Annotated in this window: 3 protein-coding genes; all 3 read left to right on the top strand. The window is 70.4% G+C overall.

From position 1 onward, the window contains the following. Positions 1-482: hypothetical protein (locus AOK23_RS40500; RefSeq protein ID WP_055717412.1), on the top strand; the 482-nt coding region annotated here is incomplete at its 5' end. After that, on the top strand, positions 482-2,299 hold the full coding sequence (locus AOK23_RS40495) for an ABC-F family ATP-binding cassette domain-containing protein (RefSeq protein WP_055717411.1): 1,818 nt from the start codon (positions 482-484) through the stop codon (positions 2,297-2,299). The genes AOK23_RS40500 and AOK23_RS40495, both read left to right, overlap by 1 nt. Before the next feature lie 357 nt (positions 2,300-2,656). Continuing rightward, positions 2,657-4,207, top strand: a 1,551-nt coding sequence (locus tag AOK23_RS40490; RefSeq protein WP_055717410.1) for an outer membrane protein assembly factor BamB family protein, incomplete at its 3' end; no start/stop codon positions are given.

The raw sequence follows: 4,207 nt of genomic DNA, 5'->3' as shown, positions 1-4,207 counted from the left end.
ACGCCTCCACGGTCACCGCCGGGTCGGCGGTGACCGTGGAGGCGTCCGTGCGCGCGATGAAGCTGTTCGCGGACTGGCTGCTGATCCCCGTCGCGCTCCTGACGTTCCTCAGCGGGCTGGCGCTGTCGCTGGGCACCGCGTGGGGCCTGGCCAGGCACCGCTGGGTGTACACGAAGTTCTGGCTGACCCTGGCCACACTCACCGCCACCGTCCTCGCCCTGCGCCCCGGGGTGAACGGGGCGGTCACCGCCGTCGCGGCGGGCGGGCCGCTGCCCGACGCCGGTGACGTGCTCTTCGGGCCGGTCGTGTCGTTCTCCGCGTACGTCTTCATGACGGTGATCTCGGTCCTCAAGCCCTGGGGGCTCACCCGGCGCGGCCGCCGGCTGCGGGCGGCCGCACGGGGCCGGGGCAAGCGTCCCGTCACGGCCGGCACGGCCGCCGACTACCCTGGAGGGTCGATCGTCCCCGTGGCAGGAGAGTAATGGCCGTCAACCTGGTCAATGTCGAGAACGTCAGCAAGGTGTACGGCACCCGCGCCCTGCTCGACGGGGTCTCGCTCGGCGTCTCCGAAGGGGACCGGATCGGAGTCGTGGGACGGAACGGGGACGGCAAGACCACCCTCATCCGGATGCTCGCCAAGCTGGAGGAGGCCGACACCGGGCGGATCACCCACTCCGGCGGCCTCCACCTCGGCGTGCTCACCCAGCACGACTCCCTCGACCCCGCCGCCACCGTCCGGCACGAGGTCATCCGGGACATGGCGGACCACGAGTGGGCGGGCAACGCCAAGATCAGGGACGTCCTCACCGGGCTGTTCGGCGGCCTCGACCTGCCCGGCTTCCCGCAGGGCCTCGACACCGTCATCGGCCCGCTCTCCGGCGGCGAGCGGCGCCGTATCGCGCTCGCCAAGCTGCTCATCGAGGAGCAGGACCTGATCGTCCTGGACGAGCCGACGAACCACCTGGACGTCGAGGGCATCTCCTGGCTCGCCGACCACCTGCGGGAGCGGCGCTCCGCACTGGTCTGCGTCACCCACGACCGCTGGTTCCTCGACCAGGTGTGCACCCGCATGTGGGACGTGCAGAAGGGCTCGGTCTACGAGTACGAGGGCGGCTACTCCGACTACGTCTTCGCGCGGGCCGAGCGTGAGCGGATCGCCGCGACCGAGGAGGTCAAGCGGCAGAACCTCGTCCGCAAGGAGCTGGCCTGGCTGCGGCGCGGCGCCCCCGCCCGTACGTCGAAGCCCCGCTTCCGCGTCGAGGCGGCCAACGAGCTGATCGCGGACGTGCCGCCGCCGCGCGACACCAGCGAGCTGATGAAGTTCGCGTCGACCCGGTTGGGCAGGACCGTCTTCGACCTGGAGAACGTCACGGTCCAGGCCGGGCCGAAGGTGCTGCTGAAGCATCTGACCTGGCAGCTCGGCCCCGGTGACCGCATCGGCCTCGTCGGCGTCAACGGCGCCGGCAAGACCTCCCTGCTGCGGGCCATGGCCGACGCCGCCCGCAGCGAGGGCGAGAAGCAGCCGGTCGCCGGACGCGTCGTCACCGGCAAGACCGTCAAGCTCGCCTACCTGTCCCAGGAGGTCGCCGAACTCGACCCCGAGTGGCGGGTGCTCCAGGCCGTGCAGCAGGTCCGCGACCGAGTCGACCTCGGCAAGGGGCGCGAGATGACGGCGGGACAGCTCTGCGAGACCTTCGGGTTCAACAAGGAGAAGCAGTGGACGCCGGTCGGCGACCTCAGCGGCGGTGAGCGGCGGCGGCTCCAGCTGCTGCGGCTGCTGATGGACGAGCCCAACGTCCTGTTCCTGGACGAGCCCACCAACGACCTCGACATCGAGACCCTCACCCAGCTGGAGGACCTCCTCGACGGCTGGCCCGGCTCGATGATCGTCATTTCCCACGACCGGTTCTTCATCGAGCGGACGACGGACCGGGTGTTCGCTCTGCTGGGTGACGGCACGCTGCGGATGCTGCCGCGCGGGATCGACGAGTACCTGGAGCGGCGCCACGCCATGGAGGAGGCCGCGGCGGCGGCCTCGCCGGTCGCCGCCAAGGCCGCCGCCTCGGCCTCGGAGAAGACCGTGTCCTCGGCCGACGCCCGCGCCGCGAAGAAGGAACTCCAGAAGATCGAACGGCAGTTGGACAAGCTCTCCGAGCGGGAGGCGAAGCTGCACGCGCAGATCGCCGACAACGCGACGGACTTCGCCAAGGTGGCCGAACTCGACGTGGAACTGCGGGCGTTGGCGGGGGAGAAGGACGAGCTGGAGATGCGCTGGCTTGAACTTGCCGAGGACGCGTAGCGGGGCGACCGAGGGCCCTCGCCGCGGGGGCCGCCGTTCGATGCCGGGCGCCGGTCGTCGGTGGCTGATCGCGCAGTTCCCCGCGCCCCTTCAGGGCGTTGCCCGCGCCCGGTGTTCTTCCGTGCCCCAAGTCCCTCTGAAGCCTTACGGGGCAAGGGGCGTGTGTCCCGTGAAGGGGGCGTGAAGGAGCGTAACGGAGGCATTACGGGGCGGTTCTCCCTTGGGAACAGGGGAGCGACCGGACCCGTGCGTGGTCGTGTCGCAGTGATAGAAAGAGCCGACTGACAACAGTCTGGGAAGCGACACCACGCGTGACGACGGGTGGCTCGAAAGCAGCGAACAGGGGGAAACGCGCTGATGACTCAGCCACCCAACCAGCCGCCTCAGGGCGGCTTCGGAGCTCCGCAGAACCCCGGACCGCAGCAGCCGTACGGCTATCCGCAGACCCCTCCGCCGCAGGGCCCGCCCGCGCCGACCCCCGGCTACGGCTACCCGCAGCAACCGCCCGCGCAGTCGGGCCCGTACGCCCAGCAGCCCGGCCCGTACGCGCAGCAGCCGGGGCCCTACACCCCGCCGCCGCAGCCCGGTTACGGCTACCCGCAGGGGCAGTACCCGGGCGCGCCCACCCCGCCGTCGGGCGGCGGCTCCAAGAACCCCTTCAAGGGCAAGCCGGCCCTGGCGATCGGCGCGGCGGTGGCCGCGCTCCTCGTGATCGGCGGCACCGTGTTCGCGGTGACGAGCCTCGGTGACGACGGCGGCAAGAAGGAGCCGGTCGCCAAGGAGAGCGCGAGCAAGGACGCCGACGACCCCAAGGCATCCGCCTCCCCGTCGGCGCCCGTCAACCCGGGGGACGGCAGCGGGGGCGGCGGCGAGGACCTCGACATCTCCGACCTCAACGAGGGCCGCAAGGCGGGCGAGGCGAAGGTGCTCTGGTACAAGAGCGCCCCGGACGCGCCCGGTTCGGGTGCGGAGGCCCCCGGCCTGTGGGTCACCGACAAGGTCGCCGTGAAGGCCGCGTACAAGCAGCTGTTCGCGTTCGACGTCCAGAGCGGCGACCCGGCCTGGGACCCCATCGAGTTCAAGGGCAAGATCTGCACGGTCACCCCGGAGCCGACCGCCGACGGCCACATCGTGGTCGCCTCCAAGCGCGGCACCAGCAACGACTCCGAGTGCGACCAGCTCCAGCAGATCGACCTCGACACCGGGAAGACGGGCTGGACCGCCGAGTTGGAGAAGGGCGCCCTGTTCGACAGCAACATCAGCGTCGGCCTGTCCGTCACCGGTGACACGCTCATGGTGGGCCGCTCGCAGTCGGGCACCGCGTACGACGTCGACACCGGCAAGAAGCTCTGGGACAAGAAGGAGTACGGCCAGTCCTGCTACCCGGGCGGGTTCGCGGGCGGAGCGCGGCTGGTCGCCGTCTCCTCCTGCGCGGTCGGCTCCGAGGACAAGCAGCACGACGAGGTCCAGGAACTCGACCCGAAGACCGGCAAGGCCAAGTGGACGCGGAAGATCCCCAAGGGCTGGCGGGTCGACCACGTGTACTCGCTGAACCCGCTCGTCCTCTACCTCACCAACGAGGACGAGAAGAAGTGGAACATCTCCGCCTTCGAGGCCGACGGTTCCACCCGCTCGCAGCTCGACATCAAGGGCTCCTTCAAGCCCGACTGCGACACCGGGATCATCTCCCGCAACCTCCAGGGCTGCTCCGGTATCGCGGCCGACGCCAACACGCTCTACCTGCCGACCGAGGCGAAGGACGACGCGAACGAGATCGTCGCGGTCAACCTGTCCACCGGCAAGGAGAAGTGGCGGGTCAAGTCCCCCGCCGACGCGGCCATGTCGGCCGTGAGGATCGAGAACTCCCAGCTGATCGCGTACGTCGAGTCGACGTACGCGATCAGCTGG

Origin of the sequence: Streptomyces torulosus (genome assembly GCF_001419765.1) — a bacterium.
Taxonomy (GTDB): domain Bacteria; phylum Actinomycetota; class Actinomycetes; order Streptomycetales; family Streptomycetaceae; genus Streptomyces; species Streptomyces torulosus.
The sequence above is the reverse complement of the archived record's forward strand: the minus strand, read 5'-3'. Positions and strand labels throughout refer to the sequence as shown.

Excerpts from the sequence above, each read along its gene's own strand:
- AOK23_RS40495 (WP_055717411.1), top strand. The coding sequence starts at position 482 with ATGGCCGTCAACCTGGTCAATGTCGAGAACGTCAGCAAGGTGTACGGC.